Raw genomic sequence first — 20114 nt, forward strand, 5'->3', positions numbered from 1 at the left:
TAGAAGTTAAGGAAGGGGCGGCCTGACAGAGAAGTCCCCGAGGTGGAGTGGTAGCTGCTCCCCTGTGGCCTGGCAGGGATCAGAAGAAGGAAGTCGAAACTGGTTATGGATGCAATGGGGCTGTTGCCGACCCGGCGTACGACGCGCCTGCTCAAGCTGGTCTGGCCATTCATGGTCGTGGTCCTGCTACAGACGCTGATTGGCAGTGGCAGCTTCTTTATCCTCTCGGGGGTGCGCGCCTATGTCGGCGGCGAGAGCCTCTGGTCCAAGGGCCAGAAGGACGCCATCCACTACCTGCAACTCTACGGACAGAGCCGTGACGCGGCGGATTACGAGCGTTACCGCACCGCCATTGCGATTCCCCAGGGCGACCGTACCTTCCGCGCCGCCCTCGACCTCAGCCAACCCGACCTGGAACTGGCCCGCGCCGGCGCGCTGCAGGGCGGAATTCATCCCGATGATGTCGGCGCGCTGATCTGGCTGTACCGCTATTTCCACGAGTACAGCTACTTCGACCAGGCCGTGAAGATGTGGATCATCGGTGACGCCTACCTCGACCAGCTGGAGCATCTGGCCGACGAGATGAGCGCGAAGATCCGCGCCAACGACGTCCGCCCGGGCGACCTGAGCTACTGGAACAGCCGCATCCAGGCCATCAATGACGGCGTTACGCCGGCCGCCATGGCCTTCTCCGCCGCACTGGGGCAGGGCTCGCGGATGATCATGTGGGTGCTGCTGGCGGCCAACGGGTTGACCGGCCTGGCACTGATACTCCTGGCGGTCTGGCGCACGCGCAAGCTGCTGCACCAGCAGCGCGCCTTCGAAAGTGCCCTGGACACCGAGAGGGAGCGTGCGCAGACCACCCTGGCGGCCATCGGCGACGGTGTGGTCACCCTCGACGAACACGAGTGCATTGCCTACTTCAACCCGGCAGCGGAACGCCTGATCGGGTGGGACAACTCAATGGCTGTCGGCCTGCCGCTGCGTTCGCTGCTGCGGATACTCGACGAGAACTCACAGACCGAGGGCCTGCCGCTGGTGGGGCAGATCCTGCGCGGCGAAGTGGATGGCGGCAGCGAGACCAGCAAGCTCATCCAGCGCCTGGACGGCACCAGCGTTGCGGTGACGCTGGTGGCCACGCCCATCCACGCCGAAGGCCGCGTGGTCGGCGTGGTGCTGGTGCTGCACGACATGACCCGCGAGCGCCAGTACATGGCCAGCCTGTCGTGGCAGGCCACACACGATGCCCTGACCGGCCTGACCAATCGCCGTGAATTCGAATTCCGCCTCAAGCAGGCACTGGAGAGTTCGGCCGACTCCCACGACCAGCACTCGCTGATGTACCTGGACCTGGACCAGTTCAAGCTGGTCAACGACACCTGTGGCCATGCCGCCGGCGATGAGCTGCTGCGCCAGGTCTGTTCCGTGCTGCAGCAGTGCCTGCGTGATGGCGACACCCTGGCGCGCCTGGGTGGCGACGAGTTCGGCATCCTCCTGGAACACTGTCCGCCGGACATGGCGGTGCAGATCGCCGAACGCATCCGCCTGACCGTGCAGGCACTGCACTTCATGTGGGAAGGTCGTGGCTTCAACATCACCGTCAGCATCGGTGTGGTGCATATTTCCGCCATGCTGGTGTCGGTGGAGGAGGCGCTACGCTGCGCCGACATGGCGTGCTACATGGCCAAGGAGAAGGGTCGCAATCGGGCCCAGGTGTTTCGTCCGGATGATACCGAGTTGTCCAACCGCGTCGGCGAGATGGCCTGGGTGCAACGTATCCGCCAGGGGCTGGAGGAGGAGCGTTTCTGTCTCTATGCCCAATCGATCTTCCCGGTCGACGACCGCGTGAGGGAGGGCGCCCACGTCGAGTTGCTGCTGCGTCTGAACGACGAGTGCGGCCGGTTGGTGGCGCCGATCAACTTCATCCCCGCCGCCGAGCGCTACGGGCTGATGCCGGAAATCGACCGCTGGGTGGTCGAGAATGCCTTCCGGACCCTGGCCGAGCGCAATGCCGAGGGTGGTTACGAACCGATCCATACCTGCGCCATCAACCTCTCTGGCGCGACCATCGGTGACGACACCTTCCTCGACTTCCTCCGCGAAGTGCAGCCGCGCTACGGCATCGAACCTTCGAGCGTGTGCTTCGAGATCACCGAGACCAGCGCCATCGCCAACCTGGTCAACGCCACGCGCTTCATTCAGGAGCTCAAGGCGCTGGGTTATCGCTTCTCGCTGGACGACTTCTGTGCCGGCATGTCCTCCTTCGTCTACCTCAAGCACCTGCCGGTGGACTACCTGAAGATCGACGGCAGCTTCATCAAGGACATGCTCGAAGACCCCATCGACCGCGCCATGGTTCAGGTGATCAACCAGATCGGCCACGTGATGGGCAAGCGCACGGTGGCGGAGTTCGTCGAGACGCAGGAAATCCTCGAAGTGCTGCGGGAAATCGGCATCGATTACGCCCAGGGTTACGGTTTGGCCCGGCCGCAACCCTTCAATCGGAGCTTCCTGCGTGAGACGCACGTCGCAGCCGTAGCATCCGACACAACCTCCGGACGGTGACGTGCCGCCAGGACAGGACTAACCTGAGGCCTGAATTACCGGTGCTTGCATGGATTGACCAGCAACGGAGCCTTGGATGAACGACACCTTTGTTCGTAGTGGGCCGCTCAAGGAGCTTTCCAGCTATCCACACTGGGCCCAGCGCCTGGTGCAGGAGTGCGAAACCAGCCGTCTGTCGGTGGTCGAGCATCCCTTCTATGCGCGCATGCGCGACGGCCAGCTGAGCCGGCAGACCCTGCGTGCCTTCCTCATTGGCGGCTGGCAGGTGGTGGAGCAGTTCCCCCTGTACATGTCCCACAACCTGCTCAAGACCCGTTTCGGCCGTAGCCCCGGCGAAGACATGGCGCGACGCTGGCTGATGCGCAATATCCGCGTCGAGCTGAATCACGCCGACTACTGGGTGCGCTGGGCCGAGGCCTATGGTGTGACCCTGGCCGAACTCAAGGCCCAGCTGGTGCCCGCCGAACTCCATGCCCTTGGCCACTGGTGCTGGCACAGCTGCGCTACCGAGGAACTGGCCCTGGCCATGGCGGCCACCAACTACGCCATCGAAGGTGCGACTGGCGACTGGTCGGCGCTGGTGTGCTCCACGGATACCTACGAACGCACGCTGCCGGCTGGCACCCGCAAGGACGCCATGCGCTGGCTGAAGATGCACGCCCGCTATGACGACGATCATCCCTGGGAAGCCCTGGAGATCATCTGCACCCTCTGCGGTCCGCAGCTCGCCATGCCGCGCTGCCTGGCGCTGCGCGAGGCGATCTGCAAGAGCTACGGCTACATGCGCATGTTCCTCGACCAGTGCCTGGCGCTGGAGCAGGCACAGGGTGGGGCGCGCAGGACGTCGATGCAGGTGGCGGGGTAGGGGTTTCGCGGGGCTTGCCTGACGATTTGGCGCGGGGTGCGCCCTCTCCCCAATCCTCTCCCTGAAGGGAGAGGGCCGGGGTGAGGGCTCTTCACCGAAGTCAAAATCAGCCTCAAGGCACGAGAATGATCTTCTCGCTGCTGCCTTCATTGATCTCGCGGTAGCGCTGCACGCCCTCGCTCAGCGGCACTTCGCGCAGGCCGGTGGGCAGCGGCAGCCTGCCGTCGTCGAACCACTGGCCGAACTGGCGCAGCATCGCGGCGCAGGCGACTGTGTCGTACAGCAGCGAATTCACCCCCACCACCGAACCGCCACGGCGATACAGCGCCAGGGCCGGCAGTTGCACGTGGCCGTCCACCGGCGCGGCAATGATGGCGATGCGGCCGAAGGTGGCCAAGGCGGAGACGGCGGCGGGCAGCCAGAAACCGGTGGTATCGAAGATCACCTCGGCGCCGCCGGCGAAGTGCTCTTCCACCTGCGCCGCCAGAGTGTCCGCCGAGCCCAGCAGAATGCTCGGCACGCCCTGGGCCTGCAATTCCACCTGCGATTCGGCACGACGTACCGCGCCCAGCACCTGGGCGCCACGGGCCTTGGCCAGGGAAATGGCCGCCGCGCCGACGGCACCGGAACCGATCACCAGCAGGCGGGTACCAGCACCGACCTGGCTGCGCTCAAGCGCGTCCCAGGCGGTGGTGAAAGGCACGCCGCAGCTGGCGGCCTGGGCGAAGCTCATGCGCTCGGGCATCAGCGCCACACCGCCGACCGGCACGCTCATCAGCTGGGCGTGGCTGCCGTTGCGGGTGAAGCCCAGGCCCTTGCCGGTGCCCCAGACAGATTTGCCCAGCAGTTCGGCCGGACCTTTCACCACGGTGCCGGCGAAGTCGCGGCCCGGCACGCGCGGCAGGGTGGTGTAGGGGAAGCGGCCAAGGACGTTCTTCACGTCGCTGGGGTTCAGGCCGGCGGCGTGGACTTCCACCAGCACTTCGTCGGTGGCGGGCAGCGGGTCGGCGATGTCTGTGAAGCTCAGGGCGGCGAGGTCGCCGGTGCGGTCGAATTGCAGGGCTTTCATGGTTCGGGTCCTTGGCAATCAGTGGTAGATGAGGAAATCAGTGGAACCAGCGGGTCAGCAGCGGCAGGGCGTTCTCGCCGATCTGCATGCCCAGCAGGCCGACCAGCGCCACCAGCGGTGGCGCTGGCGAGCGGAAGTCGAGGAAGTGGTAGGCGAGGCCGACGGCGATGCCGATGGCCAGGGAGATCAGGTAGCTCATGGTGTCCTCCGTGGATGGTTCCGGCGGCTGGCGGGAATGGAGCCAGTCTAGGAGCCGCGCCTTGGTGCCGCCGGTCATTGGCTTCGGAATATCGGACAGATGATGGACAGGGTATTGGAGGAGCGTGCCGGCCCCCGAGAAGGCTGAGGCCCGATCGTAGGGTGCATAACGCGCCAGCGTTATCCGCCGCGAGGTAATCAGCGCATAACCCGTTCCGGGTAATGCGGCCTACGGTCCTGCGTTGGCTTGAGGTTTTCAGCGCCGCGACGGCTTGCGCGCAAATTCAGTGTTTCGCCCCCTCGGGCGACCTTCTTTGGCAAACGCCCCAAAGAAGGCAAAGGTCTTGCCCCGGACATCCGGTTTTTCGCTTAGGCGAAAAATCCCCTCGTTGAATCGAAGTTTCAGGGGCACGCTGCGAAGGGCCATCCCTGGCCCATCGCAGCTCTCGCGACATCCATGTCGCTCAACCCCTGAAACTCCAATTCAACGAGGCCTCCTGAACGGGGCATTCCGGAGCGCCTGGATGTTTCTCTGGAAGTCTTCTAGAAGCCGGAGCCAGAGCCAGAGCCGGAGCGTTAAGCACGCTTTTCCTGTAGGAGCGAGCTTGCTCGCGAACCCGCAAGGCACGGTGCAATGCCGTTCGCGAGCAAGCTCGCTCCTACGAAAGGCCTGGCCTACCGGGCGCAGTATTCCGAAGGCGCCACGCCCAGCTCACGGCGGAACATCTCGCTGAAGCTCCCCGGCTGATACCCCAACCCATGGGCGATCTGGCTCACCGCGAGGCCTTCATTGAGCTGCGCTACCGCCGTGGCCAGCTGCACCTGCCGCCGCCACTGGGCGAAGCCCATGCCCAGGCTGCGCTGGAACAGGCGGGCGAGGGTGCGCACGCTGGCGCCGGCGTCGGCGGCGTGCTGCTCGAAGGAAATTTCCTGGCTCGGCTCGGCCATCACCGCCAGGCACAGGCTCAGCAGGCGGCGGTCGGAGTCATCCGGCAGCGGCACGCGCAACAGCAGGCTGCGAGCGCGTTGCAACTCCAGCACGGCCAGCTGCGACAGCGCCTGGTAATACTCGGAGTCGGGCTCGCTCTCGTGCTGCACCAGGGTGACGATCAGCTCGCGCAGCAGCCCGCCCACCTCGAAGGCCTGCACCTGCTCGCCGAGCGAATCCGCTGTCCCTGGCCGCAGGTAGATGTTGCGCATCTGCAGCTCGCTGACCACCCGGATGCCGTGGGGCACCTGCGGCGGTAGCCAAACGGCGCGGTTGGGCGGAACCAGCAGCGCTTCGGACGGCGTTTCCAGCCACATCACCCCGGACATGGCGTAGAGCACCTGTCCCCAGTCGTGGGAGTGCGGCTCGATGTGCAAGCCGCGCGGATAGCTGCGGGCCAACGCACGCAGGGTCGCCTGAGTGGCTTCGAAATCAGGGGGAGCGGCGCGGGCCATAGTGCGGGCCATAGTCCCATTCGGGCAGGGGAGATGGGCCGCATGGTAGCCGCCGCACGGCGCCCTGACGAGAGCGCGGCACTCGCACTGGCAGGCTGGCGCACCACCTTGTCACGATTTCTTTACGCTGCGGCGGCTTGCCGCACGGGGCTTTTCAGCGCGTAAGGATTTCTTTCCGGGCTCTGCGGCCAAGCGTGCCGTAAACCCTCGACGCCCGGCTTGTTCCAAAGCCCCGCGACAGTTGTGATGAAGGCATTCCAGACGCCTGGACGGCCCCCGCGCCGAGCCAGCCGATAACGACAACGAGGAGGCCGGATGAACGCCGTGACCAAGATCGAACAACACAACCCCATCGGCACCGACGGCTTCGAGTTCGTCGAATTCACCGCCCCTGACGCCCAGGGCATCCAGCAGCTGCGCCAGCTGTTCACCGGCATGGGCTTCACCGAGACCGCCAAGCACCGTTCCAAGGAAGTCTTCCTGTTCCAGCAGAACGACATCAACATCGTGCTCAACGGCAGCCCCACCGGCCACGTCCACGAGTTTGCCAAAAAACACGGTCCCAGCGCCTGCGCCATGGCCTTCCGGGTGAAGAATGCAGCCCAGGCCGCCGCCTACGTCGAATCCCAGGGCGCCAAGCTGGTGGGCAGCCACGCCAATTTCGGCGAACTGAACATTCCCTGCGTCGAAGGCATCGGCGGTTCGCTGCTGTATCTCGTCGACCGTTATGGCGACAAGAGCATCTATGACGTCGACTTCGAGTTCATCCAAGGCCGCAGCGCCAACGATAACGCCGTCGGCCTGTTGTGCATCGACCACCTGACCCACAACGTCAAGCGCGGCCAGATGGACGTCTGGTCAGGCTTCTACGAGCGTATCGCCAACTTCCGCGAGATCCGCTACTTCGACATCGAAGGCAAGCTCACCGGCCTGCTGTCCCGCGCGATGACCGCGCCTTGCGGGAAGATTCGCATCCCGATCAACGAGTCGGCGGACGACAAATCGCAGATCGAGGAATTCATCCGCGAATACCACGGCGAAGGCATCCAGCACATCGCCCTGACCACCGAGGACATCTATGCCACCGTGCGCCAGCTGCGCGCCAACGGCGTGGACTTCATGAGCACCCCGGACACCTATTACGCCAAGGTCGATACCCGTGTCGCCGGCCACGGCGAGCCGCTGGAGCAACTGCGCGAGCTGAACATCCTCATCGACGGCGCGCCGGGCGACGACGGCATCCTGCTGCAGATCTTCACCAACACGGTGATCGGCCCGATCTTCTTCGAGATCATCCAGCGCAAGGGCAACCAGGGCTTCGGCGAGGGCAACTTCAAGGCCCTGTTCGAATCCATCGAGGAAGACCAGATTCGCCGTGGCGTGATCTCCGAGCAGTAACCTGATCGAGGGCGGTCGCCAGATCCGCGCGGCCGCCTACGGAGAACCGCCATGCTCACCCTGTATTCCTACTGGCGCTCCAGCGCTGCCTACCGCGTGCGCATCGCCCTCGGACTGAAAGGCCTGGCCTACCGCCAGGTGCCGGTGCACCTGGTGAAGGACGGCGGGCAACAGCATGCCGTCGAGTACCAGTCGCTCAATCCGCAGGAGCTGGTGCCGTTGCTGGTGGACGGCGACGCGCGCATTGCCCAGTCCCTGGCGATCCTCGAATACCTCGACGAAACCCACCCGCAACCCGGCCTGCTGCCGCGCGATCCGCTGCAACGTGCCCAGGTCCGCGCGCTGTCCCTGCACATCGCCTGCGACATCCACCCGCTGAACAACCTGCGCGTGCTGCAGTACCTCAGTGGCCCGCTGGGTGTGGCGGACGAGGCGAAGACCCAGTGGATTCGCCACTGGGTCGAGACCGGCTTGCGTGCGGTGGAAGAGGGCGTCGCCAACTGGACCGGACCATTGTCACTGGGCGAGCGCCCCGGTTACTTCGAGGCCTGCCTGATTCCCCAGCTGTACAACGCTCGCCGCTTCGAGTGCGACCTTTCCGGCTGCCCGCGCCTGCTCGCCATCGCCGCGCGCTGCGAATCCCTCGAAGCCTTCCAGCAGGCCGCCCCGGAGGTGCAGCCAGACGCCCAGTAATTCCCCTCGCTCCACCGCTCTTTAGCCTTGCCTTGCCCGCACCGCCTGGCCACAAGCCGGGCGGCCGATTCCCGTCACAGATAAAAACAACAGGTGACGCATGACGCGTGAAACTCAACACGCAGGCCAGCTCCAGCGCGGCCTGAAGAATCGCCATATCCAGCTGATTGCCCTGGGCGGTGCCATCGGAACCGGGCTGTTCCTCGGCTCGGCCGGGGTGCTCAAGTCCGCCGGCCCGTCGATGATCCTCGGCTATGCCATTGCCGGCTTCATCGCCTTCCTGATCATGCGCCAGCTCGGCGAAATGATCGTCGAGGAACCCGTCGCCGGCTCCTTCAGTCACTTCGCGCACAAGTACTGGGGCGGCTTCGCCGGCTTCCTCTCGGGCTGGAACTGTTGGGTGCTGTACATCCTGGTGGGCATGTCGGAACTCACCGCAGTGGGCAAGTACATCCACTACTGGTGGCCGGATGTACCGACCTGGGCCACGGCGGCGATCTTCTTCGTGGTGGTCAACGCCATCAACCTGTTCAACGTGAAGGCCTTCGGCGAGACGGAGTTCTGGTTCGCCATCATCAAGGTCGCCGCCATCGTCGGCATGATCGCCCTGGGTTGCTACCTGCTGGCCAGCGGCACCGGCGGTGAGCAGGCGGCGGTGAGCAACCTGTGGGCCCACGGCGGCTTCTTCCCTAACGGCATCAGCGGGCTGGTGATGGCCATGGCGATCATCATGTTCTCCTTCGGCGGGCTGGAGATGCTCGGCTTCACCGCCGCCGAGGCCGACCAGCCGAAAAAGGTGATCCCCAAGGCGATCAACCAGGTGATCTACCGCATCCTGATCTTCTACATCGGCGCGCTCACCGTGCTGCTCTCGCTGACGCCTTGGGACAGTCTGCTGCAAACCCTGAATGCCTCCGGCGACTCCTACAGCGGCAGCCCCTTCGTGCAGATCTTCTCGATGATCGGCAGCAGTACCGCAGCCCACGTCCTCAACTTCGTGGTGCTCACGGCCGCGCTGTCGGTCTACAACAGCGGTACCTACTGCAACGGCCGCATGCTGGTGGGCCTGGCGGAGCAGGGCGACGCCCCGCGCGCCCTGGCCAAGGTGGACAGCCGTGGCGTGCCGGTGCGCTCGCTGATGGTTTCGGCGGCGGTGACCTTCCTCGCCGTGCTGGTGAACTACCTGGTGCCGGCCCGTGCGCTGGAGCTGCTGATGTCGCTGGTGGTCGCCGCGCTGGTGATCAACTGGGCGATGATCAGCCTGGCACACCTGAAGTTCCGCGCGCGCATGGATGCCGATGGCAAGCGCACTGCCTTCCGCGCCGTGGCGTATCCGGCGGCCAACTGGCTGTGCCTTGGCTTCGTGGTGTTCATCCTCGGCGTCATGCTGCTCACCCCGGGCATCCAGGTGTCGGTCTATGCAATTCCGGTGTGGCTGCTGGTGATGTATGGCTGCTATCGCCTGAAGCGCCAGGGTGCGGTGCATGGCGAGGTGCGGAGGGCGTTGGCAGACTGAGCATCCCGACTTTGAGGCGGGCTGCTCGAGATTGACCATGCGCCCCGACCTTTCCTAGAGTGACCGGGCCATTTTTCGTCAGAGGGATACTCATGAAAAAAGCACTTTGGCTGCTTGCGGCGGCCGTGCCGGTTCTCCTCGTCGCCTGCGGCGGCGAAGAAAAGAAAGCGCCCCAGGTCGACGCGCTGGTCCTGCCCGGCGACGCCAAGCTGGATTCGCGCAGCGTCTCGTACAAGTGCGAAGACGGCCGCAAGATCAGCGTGCAGTACCTGAACAAGGGCGACAACAGCCTGGCCGTGGTGCCGGTGACCGACGCCTCGACCCTGGTGTTCAGCAACGTCATCGCTGCCTCAGGTGCCCGCTACGCGGCGGGGCGCTACGTGTGGTGGACCAAGGGCCAGGACGCCACCCTCTACAACGAGTGGACCGGCGGCGAGCCCAGCAATGGCGTGGCCTGCAAGGAGAACTGATTCTTCCTGCAGCGCACGAATGAAAAAGCCCGGCGGATGCCGGGCTTTTTCATGGGCGGGAACATTCAATGCGTTGGCCGAAGTGCCCGTAGGATGGTGTGGAGCGAAGCGATACCCATCAATTCTTCGTGGTATCGGCGATGGGTATCGCAAGCTCCACCCATCCTACGTCGAACCCTCGCTCAGAAGGTGAACTCCAGGTTCACCGTCGGCGTCGAGGTGCGGGTGCCGCGCCCGCCGTCCACGCCGAACTTGTTGTGCCAGTACTCGTAGCCCACACCCAGCCACAGGTTAGGCTGGCGCTTGGTGCCCGGCAGGGTGGCGAACATCAGCGAGGTGCGGATCAGCGTTTCCGGCGCGGTGTCGTTGTCGTTGTAGTCCTCGCCCTTTTCCCCGGTGTAGTTGAGGAAGCCCTGGAACTTCGCCCCGTGGTCGCCCAGCTGGAACGGCCGCAGCCAGGTCAGGTTGACCATGTAGGTCGGGTCGAAGGTGTGGTCTGGGTGCTTCACGTTGGGAATGCCCGAGTGGTTCTTCTCGCGGTAGTAGAACAGCGACAGGTCCAGCACGCCGGGGCCGTTGAACTTCAGGGTCGGGCCGATCACCAGTGCGCGCTTCTTCGCCGAGGCGACGTTGTTGTTGCGGCTGGCATCGAAGCCGAAGGTCAGCGCGTGGTCCTTGATCAGCCCCTTGCCTTGCGGCACGTCAAACACCCGCGAGGCGAACAGCTGGCTGCGGAACACCCCGTAGACTTCGCTGCTGCCGTGGTCGGTGCCCTTGCGCGGGTCGTCGCTGTCGGACTGCAGCACATCGAGGTGGAAGAAGTTGCTGCCGTAGCGGTAACCGTCGGCATGGCTGAAGCTGAAGATGCGCTTGCTGATGTCGTGGGGGTTGTTGGGGTTGGTGAAGCCCTTGCCGTAGCGGAAGCCCAGCGTGTTGCTGGTCCACTCGAAGAAGCGGTCGTCTTCGGCCTGCGCCATGCCCAGCGGGGCGAGCACCAGTGCTGTACCGAGGGCGAACCGGCGGCCGTTGCTCAGACGGCGGCTGGAACGCGGTTGGGGGCGGGCGGCATCAAGGGCCGTCGTCGCGGATGAAACCATGCTGCACCTCTGTATTTTTCTTGTTTTTGCGGCTTCGGGACCGGCGTCCCGCAGGGTTAACTGCGGTCGGTGACAGGCTGGGTTCTAATGGTGAATTGATGACATTGCAAGAAAAACTTGTACACAAAGTCGTATACAAAAATTGACACGAAAGTCAGGAACGGGCTCTGCGGGGCAAACTGTATGGCTTCGGGACAGGCGCGGCGGTGCGCGGTATCCTGACGATCATTTCCTCCCTGAATCCTCCCCATGCTGCAGATTTCCAACACCGTGCAGATCCCCGACGCCGAGATCGAGCTGAACGCCATCCGCGCCCAGGGCGCCGGCGGACAGAACGTCAACAAGGTGTCCAGCGCCGTGCACCTGCGCTTCGATATCCGCGCCTCATCCCTGCCCGAGTTCTACAAGGAGCGCCTGCTGGCGCTGAGCGACCAGCGCATCACCAGTGACGGCGTGGTGGTGATCAAGGCGCAGCAGTTCCGCACCCAGGAGCAGAACCGCGACGATGCCCTGGCGCGCCTGGCTGAGTTGATCCGCAGTGCCACGGTGGTGCAGAAGAAGCGCCGACCGACCAAGCCGACGCTGGGCTCGAAGACACGCCGCCTGGAAGGCAAGAACAAGCGCGGAGCGATCAAGGCGGGGCGGGGGAAGGTGGATTTCTGAGGCGGTGGTTCGATTGGATACTGGTGCCCGGGCTGTTCCCTCTCCCCAGCCCTCTCCCTGAAGGGAGAGGGAGTTTCCGAGTCTCCTCAAGCATGGGCGGGTGCTGAAAATTGGGTGTTACCGGCTGACACCCTGCGTTCATCCGAGTCACCGAACCAGTCCCCTCTCCCTTCAGGGAGAGGGTTAGGGAGAGGGGCTCTTGCGCTAGCAGGAGCTGCATCGCCGAGCGTCAGTGCACCAACATCCCCGTGAACACATACGCCTGCGCCAGCGTGATCAACCCGATGAACGCGGCGAAGATCAGGCTGTGCTTGACCGTAAAACGGAACAGGTCCGACTCGCGCCCGACCATGCCGGTCGCTGCGCAGGCTACGGCGATGGACTGCGGCGAGATCATCTTGCCGGTCACCCCGCCGGTGGTGTTGGCTGCCACCAGCAGCGTGTCGCTGACCCCGATCTGGTGCGCGGTGGTCGCCTGCAATGAGCCGAACAGGGCGTTGGACGAGGTATCCGACCCCGTCAGGAACACCCCCAGCCAGCCGAGGAACGGCGAGAAGAACGGGAAGGCCGCTCCGGTTCCCGCCAGCACCAGCGCCAGGGTGGTGGACATTCCGGAGTAGTTGGTGACGAAGGCAAAGGCCAGCACCATGCCGATGGTCAGTACCGGCCACTTCAACTCCTTCAGCGTCTCGCCGAAGGTCGCCGCGCCGCTCTTCACGCCGATGCGCAGGATGGCCATGGAGATCAGCGCCGCGAGGAAGATCGCCGTGCCGCTGGCCGAGACCAGATCGAACTTGTAGATCGCCGGCATCGGCGTCGGGTTGGCGACGATGGGCGCCGCCTTCAGGACAAGCTGGTCGAGGTAGGGCACGGCGATCACTGCCACCCAGTTCTCCAGTGCGCCGCCGGGCAGGAACATCGCCTTGAAGGGTTTCATGGTCCAGATCGTCACCAGCACGGTGAGGATCAGGAACGGCGACCAGGCCTTGATGATCTGCCCCAGGCTGTACTCGGACTCCTGGCGCTGCCCGCCGCCGCCCAGACCACCGAGCGTCGCCGTGCCATCGGCGTTGATGCTGGAGAACTCCGTCTCGCGCAGGTTCGCCGGCTGCCACACACGCAGGAACAGCGTCAGGCAGACCATGCTCAGCAGTGCCGAGGTGATGTCCGGCAGCTCCGGGCCGATGAAGTTGGAGGTAAAGAACTGGCTGATGGCGAAGGTGCCACCGGCCACCAGCAGCGCCGGCCAGGTTTCGCGCACTCCGCGCCAGCCGTCCATCATCGCCACCAGCCAGAAAGGCACGATCACCGAGAGGATCGGCAGCTGCCGCCCGGCCATGGCGCCGATCTTGAAAGCATCCACGCCCGACACCTGCCCGGCGACGATGATCGGAATGCCCAGCGCGCCGAAAGCCACTGGCGCGGTGTTGGCGATCAGGCACAGCCCGGCTGCGTACAGCGGGTTGAAGCCCAGACCGACCAGCAGCGCTGCGGTGATCGCCACCGGTGCGCCGAAACCCGCCGCGCCTTCGAGAAATGCGCCGAAGGAAAAACCGATCAGCACCACCTGCAGACGCTGGTCGGTGGTGATCGACAGCACCGAGCTGCGGATGATCTCGAACTGCCCGCTCTTCACCGTCAGCTTGTAGAGGAATACTGCCGCGACGATGATCCAGGCGATCGGCCAGAGCCCGTAGAAGAAGCCGTAGACCGCCGAAGCCAGCGCCTTGTCCACCGGCATGTGGTAGACGGTCACGGCGATCAGCAGCGACAGCACCAGGGTGATGGCGCCGGCGATATGGCCCTTGAGGCGGAACACCGCCAGGGCGAGGAAGAAGAAGATGATCGGTACCAGGGCCGCCAGGGCCGACAGGCCGAGGCTGCCCAGGGGGGTATAGAGCTGCTGCCAGGTTTGCATGGGGGTTGTCCCTTGTTGTTGTCGGAGGCAAAGCGTCAGCGGTGAAAGTGCGCGAGCGGTGGTGAGTGGTTGGGCGGTGCGCGGGACCGAAGGCGCAACGGCGCCCATTGAAAAAGCCCCGGTACGCAATGCGTAGCGGGGCTTCCGGGTCTCGATCCAGACAAGCCTGGATGGACGTCGCCGCCGGCTCGCTTGAAGCCGACGACGACCTCGACCGGGCCTGTGGGCACCTGTCGCCAGCGCCGTGCAAGCGCTTTCAAAGCGCTGCCACTCCGGCGCTGGCGACCTGAGCATCCTCGCCGGCTTTCACCCCGGAAACGCCCACTGCGCCGATCACCTGTCCGTCCAGCACGACGGGCACGCCGCCTTCGAGCGAGGTGATCAGTGGTGCCGTGACGAAGGCCGTGCGGCCGCCGTTGACCATGTCCTCGTAGCCCTTGGTTTCGCGCCGGCCCAGTGCTGCGCTGCGGGCCTTCTCGGTGGCGATGTAGGCGCTGGCCGGCGCGCAGCCGTCGAGGCGCTCCAGGGCCAGTGGATGGCCGCCGTCATCGACCACCACGATGGAGACTGCCCATTGATTGCGCAGCGCTTCGTCTCGTGCGGCGGCAAGGATGCGGCCGACTTCCCGCTGGGTCAGAACGGCTTTGCTGAGCATGTTTCCACCTCGCCTTGGGAGTGGGTTTGTGGCGCGTCGGCCAATGCCTGTTCCACCAGTTCGATCCAGTGCCGCACCGGCGTGCGTCCCGCGCCGCCCAGGTGCGTCTGACAGCCGATGTTGGCGGTAACGATGACCTCGGGGCTGCCGCTCTCCAGTGCTTGCAGGCGGTTGTCGCGCAGACGCCGGGACAGTTCCGGCTGCGTCAGCGAGTAGGTCCCGGCGGAGCCGCAGCACAGGTGGCCGTCCGGCACGGCGGTGAGGCTGAATCCCAGGCGCGTGAGCACGCCTTCCACCGCACCGCCGAGCTTCAGCGCGTGCTGTAGCGTGCACGGGCAGTGGAAGGCCAGACGTCGGTCGCCGTGCAGGTGCAACGCCTCCAGCGGCTCGTCGCGTAAAACTTCGGACAGGTCGCGGGACAGTTCGCTGACCCGCCGGGCCTTGGCCGCGTACTGCGCATCGCGCTCCAGCAGATGGCCGTAGTCGCGGACGAAGGCACCGCAGCCGCTGGCCGTCTGCACGATGGCTTCGGCGCCGGCTTCGATGGACGGCCACCAGGCGTCGATGTTCCGGCGTGCGCGCTCAAGACCTTGCTCCTGGGCATTCAGGTGATAGTCCACAGCGCCGCAGCAGCCGGCGTCCGCGGCCGGGATCAGGCTGATACCGAGGCGATCCAGCACCCGCGCGGCCGCGGCATTGGTGTTGGGCGATAGCGCTGGCTGCACGCAGCCTTCGAGCATCAGCATGCGCCGCGTGTGGCGCGGCTTCGGGCGCTCCACTGGCGGTTGCGGATGCCGGGGCAGCTTGCTTTGCAGGGTTTCCGGCAGCAGTGGGTAGAAGGTTCGCCCGGCCTTGGCCAGTGCGCCGAACAGCGCGGCATTCGGCACCACCGCACGCAGGCCACGGCGCAACACGCGCTCGCTGAAGGTGCGCGGCACTTGCTGTTCGACGACCGCGCGGCCGATGTCCAGCAGGTTGTGGTAATCCACGCCGGAAGGGCAGGTGCTCTCGCAGTTGCGGCAGCTCAGGCAGCGGTCCAGGTGCTCGCGGGTGCTGGCGCTGGGTTCGGTGCCTTCGAGCACCTGCTTGATCAGGTAGATGCGCCCGCGCGGGCCGTCCAGTTCGTCGCCCAGCAACTGGTAGGTCGGGCAGGTAGCGGTGCAGAAGCCGCAATGCACGCAGGAGCGCAGGATGCGCTCGGCCTCTTCGGCGCGTGGCAGGTGCTTGGCCTGTTCGCTCAGGTTGGTTTGCATCAGAGCTCCCTGTACATCCGGCCGGGGTTGAAGATGCCCTGCGGGTCGAGTTGCCGTTTGAGGCTCTGGTGGTAGCGCAGCAGGGAGGAGGGCAGCGGGTGGAAGCCGTCGTCGCCCGGCGTGTAGCGAAGGGCATGGCCACCGACTTCGGCGACGCTGTGGCGGATCAGTTCGGCGTCCGCATCGGATTTCAGCCAGCGCTGCGCACCGCCCCAGTCGATCAATTGGTCTCCCGGCAGGGACAGAGCCGGCGTTGCGTTGGGCAGTGACAGCCGCCAGAGCGTGCCGGGGCCGGCGAAGAAGCCCAGGCGCTGCTCGCGCAGGTCCTGCCAGTAGCCGCTGTCGATGTCCTCGCCGCCCAGGCGCAGGCGTGCGGAACACACCGAGCCTTCGCCGCCTTCCAGGCGCAGGTGCAGCGCCGAGCCGTCATGGCAGGCGGCGGTGATCGGGATGGGTTGCGCACCCCATTCGGCGAGCTCCCCCAGCGCCTGGTGAACGTCCATTTCCAGGCGCAGGCTGGCGCACATCCGCGGCTTGGGCAGCACCTTCATCGAGGCTTCGGTGATCACCCCCAGGCAGCCGAAACTGCCCGCCAGCAGACGCGACAGGTCGTAGCCGGCGACGTTCTTCATCACCTCGCCGCCGAAGCGCAGCAATTTGCCGTGGCCGGTGATCAGCCGCGTACCCAGCACATAGTCGCGCACCGAGCCAGACCAGGGACGTCGCGGTCCGGAGAGCCCGGCAGCGACCACGCCGCCGAAGGTCGCGCCGGAGTGATCCGGTGGTTCGCACGGCAGCATCTGCCCGGCGGCCTCCAGCGCCGCTTCGATCTCCACCAGTGGCGTGCCGGCGCGGGCGGTGAGCACCAGTTCGGTCGGGTCGTAGCTGACGATGCCGCAGTGGGGGCGCGTGTCCAGCTCCACGCCGTTGACCGGGCTGCCGAGGAAGGCCTTGCTGTCGCCGCCGCGAATGCGTAACGGTGTTCGCGCGCTGAGCGCTTGGTTCACCTGTTCGAGCAGGTCGGCGCTGGCGTCGGCCATCAGAAACGCTCCAGGTCGGGGAAGGGCAGTTGGCCGTGGTGCACGTGCATCGCACCGAACTCGGCGCAGCGGTGCAGCGTCGGGATGTTCTTGCCGGGGTTGAGCAGGCGGTCCGGGTCGAACGCCGCCTTCACGGCGTGGAACAGGGTCAGCTCGTCGCTGTTGAACTGCGCGCACATCTGGTTGATCTTCTCGCGCCCCACGCCGTGCTCGCCGGTGATGCTGCCACCCACCGCCACGCAGAGTTCGAGGATCCTGCCGCCGATGGCCTCGGCGCGCTCCAGTTCGCCGGGTACGTTGGCGTCGAAGAGGATCAGCGGGTGCATGTTGCCGTCGCCGGCATGGAACACGTTGGCCACGCGCAGGCCGAATTCCTCCGACAGCTCGGCGATGCCGTGCAGCACGCGCGGCAGCTCGCGGCGTGGAATGGTGCCGTCCATGCAGTAGTAGTCCGGCGAGATGCGTCCCACCGCCGGGAAGGCGTTCTTGCGCCCGGCCCAGAAGCGCACGCGCTCGGCTTCGTCGCAGGCCAGGCGCACGTCGGTGGCACCGGCTGCGCGCAGCACGCCGTCGACGCGTTCGCAGTCGTCCTGCACGTCGGCTTCCACGCCGTCCAGTTCGCACAGCAGGATGGCCGCGGCGTCCACCGGGTAGCCGGCGTGGATGAAGTCCTCGGCGGCGCGGATCGACAGGTTGTCCATCATCTCCAGCCCGCCGGGGATGATGCCGGCGGCGATGATGTCGGCCACCGCGCGGCCGGCCTTTTCCACCGAATCGAAACTGGCCAGCAGCACTCGCGCCACCTGCGGGCGGGGCAGCAGCTTGACGGTGACCTCGGTGACGATGCCGAGCATGCCCTCGGAGCCGGTGAACAGCGCCAGCAGGTCGAAACCGGGACTGTCCAGGGCGTCGCTGCCCAGGGTCAGGTGCTCGCCCTCGACGGTGAGGATGTCCACCTTGAGCAGGTTGTGCACGGTCAGGCCGTACTTCAGGCAATGCACGCCGCCGGCATTCTCGGCGACGTTGCCGCCGATGGAGCAGGCGATCTGCGAGGACGGGTCGGGTGCGTAGTACAGGCCGTGCGGCGCGGCGGCCTGGGAGATCGCCAGGTTGCGCACCCCTGGCTGTACGCGGGCGAAACGCCCTTGTGGGTTTACTTCGAGAATTCGATTGAAGCGCGCCATGACCAGCAGGATGCCTTTCTCCAGCGGCAATGCGCCGCCGGAAAGCCCGGTGCCCGCGCCGCGCGCCACCACCGGCACCTTGCGCACATGGCAGAGCCTGAGTAGCGCCTGCACCTGCTCGATGCGTTCGGGCAGCGCCACCAGCATCGGCACGCTGCGGTAGGCGGAGAGGCCGTCGCATTCGTAGGGCTTGAGGTCTTCGGCGGTGTGCAGGAGTTCGAGGTCGGGCAGCGCTGCGTGCAGCTCGGCCAGCAGGGCGGACTTGTCGACGGCAGGCAGCGCGCCGTCGACGCGCTCGTCGTAGAGGATATTCATAGGCTGACGGTGCTCTGATCTTATTCTTGTTTGGACAGTAAGGTTCACGCCCGCCAAGCGGTCGTGTGGAGCCACGGCACGGTGAAAATGCGACCGCCGGTCGGGCCACGTCCACAGGCATTGGCACTGGTCCTACCAGTTCTTGTACGGGCGTGCACTGGAAAGCTCCTGTCCTGAAAGCTAGGGTTCTGGATAGCCAGGCAGGTGCGGACCTGCTGGTCCTACCAGTTCCCAAAGCAGCAGTACTGGAGCCCCACCATGACGACTTATGCACAGGGCAAGCAGCGCGTCGCCGACCAGGTGGCCGAGAAGATCGAGCGGCTGATCGTCGATGGCGTGCTCAAGGTCGGCCAGGCGCTGCCTTCGGAGCGGCGCCTGGTGGAGAAGCTCGGTTGTTCGCGCTCGGCATTGCGTGAAGGGCTGCGCGCACTGCGCGGGCGCGGCATTGTCGATACCGAACAGGGGCGCGGTTCGTTCGTCGCCGACTTGAACGGCGGCGAAGACGTATCGCCGCTGCTGCACCTGTTCCGCTCGCAGCCGCGCACGCTCTACGACCTGCTGGAAGTGCGCGCGCTGCTGGAGGGGGAGTCCGCGCGCCTCGCGGCCTTGCGCGCCACCGAGGTCGACCTGCTGTTGATCGGCCGGCGTTTCGAGGAGATGCATGCCGCCTTCGACGAGCCGCAACCACTGGACCCGCGCGAACATGCGCGGCGCGATCACGCCTTCCACCAGGCCATCAGCGAGGCCTCGCACAACCCGGTGCTGGTGCACACGCTGCAGTCGCTCAACGAGCTGATGCTCAGCACCGTGTTCGCCTCGGTGAACAACCTCTACAACCGGCCACCGCAGAAGCGCCAGATCGACCGCCAGCATGCGCGGCTATACCGCGCCCTCTGCGAGCGCCAGCCGGAGCAGGCGCAGCGTGCCGCTCGTGAACATATCCACGGCGTGAGGGATAACCTGCGGGAGATCGAGCAGGAGGAACAGCGTCTGGTGCGCGCGACCTTGCGGCTGGAAGGGTGGAATTAACGGCTTCCGCGCGTGATGCAATCGTCGGGCGGATAAGGCGGCAGCGTTATCCGCCGTTCCGGAGGCGTGCGGCGGATAACCTGTTCCAGGTTATCCGCCCTACGTTTCTGGCTCTTCGTAGGAGCGAGCTTGCTCGCGAACGGTTCCATCCTGCTGCGCCGCTGCTGTGCGGTTCGCGAGCAAGCTCGCTCCTACAGGGGCATCGGCGCCTGCTCTAGCTGTCGTGTGGCGCTGACTCGGTGCGCTTTGTCGAAGTGGCGGGCTTTGTCCGCCCATCGCGCGCCTTGCGCTCGCGCATCTCCGCCAGCATGCGTTCGGCATTCGCCGCGCAGCCCATGCCCTCGGGTTTGTTCTCGATGCCGTCGATCACTTCCAGCAGGCGTAAACGGTTCTGACGCAACTGCTGCTCCATCACCTCGATCTCCGCGACCTTGCGGCGCAGGCCGGCGACCAGTTCGCCGTGGCCGTTCTCGATGGGATTGGAGTGCGGTAGCAGGCTGCGGATTTCTTCCAGGCTGAAGCCGGTCTGCTGGGCGCTGCGGATGATCTCCAGCAGGTCGAGGGTTTCCGGCGGATAGGCGCGGTAACCGTTGGCCAGGCGCCGCGCCGGGGCGATCAGCCCACTGGCTTCGTAGAAACGGATACGCGAGGGAGCCAGGCCGCTGAGACTGGCCAGTTCACCGATTTTCATGCTGGGCTCCGAAAGGGGCTTGACCTTGAAGTGAACTTTAAACTTAGCCTTG

18 protein-coding genes are annotated in these 20114 nt (G+C 65.5%); 8 read left to right on the forward strand and 10 right to left on the reverse strand.

The window, feature by feature from the left end; translation table 11 throughout:
- Positions 1-114: 114 nt before the first annotated feature.
- Both FAS41_RS04650 and FAS41_RS04655 read left to right on the forward strand, forming a co-directional pair.
- On the forward strand, positions 115-2565 hold the full coding sequence (locus FAS41_RS04650; protein ID WP_138520604.1) for an EAL domain-containing protein: 2451 nt from the start codon (positions 115-117) through the stop codon (positions 2563-2565).
- A 76-nt stretch (positions 2566-2641) separates the two neighbouring features.
- Entirely contained in the window at positions 2642-3430 is a 789-nt protein-coding gene (locus tag FAS41_RS04655; RefSeq protein WP_138520462.1) for an iron-containing redox enzyme family protein, read from the forward strand.
- A gap of 112 nt (positions 3431-3542) precedes the next feature.
- Here FAS41_RS04655 and FAS41_RS04660 read toward each other — a convergent pair whose 3' ends face one another.
- The 3 genes from FAS41_RS04660 to FAS41_RS04670 form a co-directional block, all read right to left on the reverse strand.
- Entirely contained in the window at positions 3543-4499 is a 957-nt protein-coding gene (locus FAS41_RS04660; protein ID WP_138520463.1) for a quinone oxidoreductase family protein, read from the reverse strand.
- Positions 4500-4536: 37 nt separating this feature from the next.
- Positions 4537-4698, reverse strand: a complete 162-nt coding sequence (locus FAS41_RS04665; RefSeq protein WP_081754002.1) for a DUF1427 family protein — start codon at positions 4696-4698, stop codon at positions 4537-4539.
- Positions 4699-5372: 674 nt separating this feature from the next.
- Positions 5373-6140 (reverse strand): AraC family transcriptional regulator, encoded by a 768-nt coding sequence (locus tag FAS41_RS04670; protein WP_138520605.1) that lies wholly within the window; start codon positions 6138-6140, stop codon positions 5373-5375.
- 315 nt (positions 6141-6455) lie between these two features.
- Here FAS41_RS04670 and hppD point away from each other — a divergent pair, with 315 nt between their 5' ends.
- The 4 genes from hppD to FAS41_RS04690 all read left to right on the forward strand — a co-directional run bounded on the left by hppD (position 6456) and on the right by FAS41_RS04690 (position 10217).
- Positions 6456-7538, forward strand: a complete 1083-nt coding sequence (gene hppD / locus FAS41_RS04675; protein ID WP_138520464.1) for a 4-hydroxyphenylpyruvate dioxygenase — start codon at positions 6456-6458, stop codon at positions 7536-7538.
- A gap of 51 nt (positions 7539-7589) precedes the next feature.
- A complete protein-coding gene (gene maiA / locus FAS41_RS04680) occupies positions 7590-8231 on the forward strand; it encodes a maleylacetoacetate isomerase (RefSeq protein ID WP_138520465.1) in 642 nt (213 codons plus the stop codon).
- Positions 8232-8331: 100 nt separating this feature from the next.
- Complete coding sequence (locus FAS41_RS04685; protein ID WP_138520466.1) at positions 8332-9747, forward strand: amino acid permease; 1416 nt, start codon at positions 8332-8334, stop codon at positions 9745-9747.
- A gap of 92 nt (positions 9748-9839) precedes the next feature.
- Positions 9840-10217: an MliC family protein gene (locus FAS41_RS04690; RefSeq protein ID WP_138520467.1), complete on the forward strand. Its 378-nt coding sequence runs from the start codon at positions 9840-9842 to the stop codon at positions 10215-10217.
- Positions 10218-10399: 182 nt separating this feature from the next.
- On the opposite strand, the gene FAS41_RS04695 is transcribed toward FAS41_RS04690, so the two are convergent.
- Positions 10400-11194 (reverse strand): nucleoside-binding protein, encoded by a 795-nt coding sequence (locus tag FAS41_RS04695; protein WP_246084816.1) that lies wholly within the window; start codon positions 11192-11194, stop codon positions 10400-10402.
- A gap of 369 nt (positions 11195-11563) precedes the next feature.
- Between FAS41_RS04695 and arfB the strand changes: the two genes are divergently transcribed.
- Entirely contained in the window at positions 11564-11977 is a 414-nt protein-coding gene (gene arfB / locus FAS41_RS04700; protein ID WP_138520469.1) for an alternative ribosome rescue aminoacyl-tRNA hydrolase ArfB, read from the forward strand.
- Positions 11978-12206: 229 nt separating this feature from the next.
- On the opposite strand, the gene FAS41_RS04705 is transcribed toward arfB, so the two are convergent.
- From FAS41_RS04705 to glcD, 5 genes are all read right to left on the reverse strand, one after another.
- Positions 12207-13895: a lactate permease LctP family transporter gene (locus FAS41_RS04705; protein ID WP_138520470.1), complete on the reverse strand. Its 1689-nt coding sequence runs from the start codon at positions 13893-13895 to the stop codon at positions 12207-12209.
- Positions 13896-14151: 256 nt separating this feature from the next.
- Positions 14152-14550 (reverse strand): heme-binding protein, encoded by a 399-nt coding sequence (locus tag FAS41_RS04710; protein ID WP_138520471.1) that lies wholly within the window; start codon positions 14548-14550, stop codon positions 14152-14154.
- Entirely contained in the window at positions 14529-15803 is a 1275-nt protein-coding gene (glcF, locus tag FAS41_RS04715; protein WP_138520472.1) for a glycolate oxidase subunit GlcF, read from the reverse strand. The genes FAS41_RS04710 and glcF overlap by 22 nt, the downstream gene beginning before the upstream one ends.
- Positions 15803-16843 carry a glycolate oxidase subunit GlcE gene (glcE, locus tag FAS41_RS04720; protein WP_138520473.1) on the reverse strand — a complete coding sequence of 347 codons (1041 nt, stop codon included), beginning with the start codon at positions 16841-16843 and terminating at the stop codon, positions 15803-15805. The genes glcF and glcE overlap by 1 nt, the downstream gene beginning before the upstream one ends.
- Positions 16843-18342, reverse strand: a complete 1500-nt coding sequence (gene glcD / locus FAS41_RS04725) for a glycolate oxidase subunit GlcD (protein ID WP_138520474.1) — start codon at positions 18340-18342, stop codon at positions 16843-16845. The genes glcE and glcD overlap by 1 nt, the downstream gene beginning before the upstream one ends.
- A 258-nt stretch (positions 18343-18600) precedes the next feature.
- On the opposite strand from glcD, the gene glcC reads away from it, so the two are divergent.
- A complete protein-coding gene (gene glcC / locus FAS41_RS04730) occupies positions 18601-19371 on the forward strand; it encodes a transcriptional regulator GlcC (protein WP_138520475.1) in 771 nt (256 codons plus the stop codon).
- A gap of 214 nt (positions 19372-19585) precedes the next feature.
- Here the strand turns inward: glcC and FAS41_RS04735 are convergent, their stop codons facing one another.
- The gene (locus tag FAS41_RS04735) at positions 19586-20062 is read right to left on the reverse strand and encodes a MerR family transcriptional regulator (protein ID WP_138520476.1); all 477 of its coding nucleotides are present in this window, start codon (positions 20060-20062) and stop codon (positions 19586-19588) included.
- Between the last annotated feature and the right edge of the window lie 52 nt (positions 20063-20114).

The organism is Pseudomonas nicosulfuronedens (assembly GCF_005877905.1).
In the GTDB taxonomy this organism is placed as follows: domain Bacteria; phylum Pseudomonadota; class Gammaproteobacteria; order Pseudomonadales; family Pseudomonadaceae; genus Pseudomonas; species Pseudomonas nicosulfuronedens.